The organism is Campylobacter sp. BCW_6465 (genome assembly GCF_001762815.1).
Taxonomy (GTDB): domain Bacteria; phylum Campylobacterota; class Campylobacteria; order Campylobacterales; family Campylobacteraceae; genus Campylobacter_D; species Campylobacter_D jejuni.
The window spans coordinates 1-572 of sequence record NZ_MJXN01000102.1; the positions used below are offsets into that span (position 1 = coordinate 1).

Below are 572 nucleotides of genomic sequence, written 5' to 3' on the forward strand. Positions count from 1 at the left end.
TGTTTATATTGGAGAAAGGGGCGGTGTTGAATTTGAGTATTCTTTTGATAGTGAAAAAGAAGCTATTGATAAAATGTTGCAGATGAATTATAAACAAAAATATTTTAGCGTAAATGAAGACTATTCAATGCAAAATAGAAAAGAAGTAGCACTAAGAATCATCCAAGAAGAAAATCTAGAAGTGATTTGGTATGATGAAGCACTTAAACCTTTATGTACAGGTATCAAACATGATAAACAAAGAGATAAATATATTTCTTTTATCACTAATGCTAAAGCAGAGCTTATAGAATGGAAAAGTATTGAATTTGATGGGGATAGGTACAGTAAAACATTTGAAAGAATGTTAAATGATGAAGATATAGCCCTTTATGCTCTTATCAATCGTGCTAGAATGATTAAACAAAATAGAATTAGCTTTGTGTAAATGTTTCAAGGTTAGGTTTTATCAAACAAATACCATAATAAAGGATAGAAAATGACAAGAGAACAAGCAGAATTAATTATAGAAGAAGAAAAGTTAATCTATGTAACTTGGCGTGATTATGATTATACAGCAGGAGAATATCATT

Annotated in this window: 1 protein-coding gene; it reads left to right on the forward strand. The window is 28.8% G+C overall.

Features of this window, described 5'->3' with window-relative positions; translation table 11 throughout:
- The coding region (locus AJ886_RS07840) for a hypothetical protein (protein WP_070210057.1) at positions 1-427 on the forward strand (427 nt) is incomplete at its 5' end.
- Positions 428-572 lie beyond the last annotated feature (145 nt).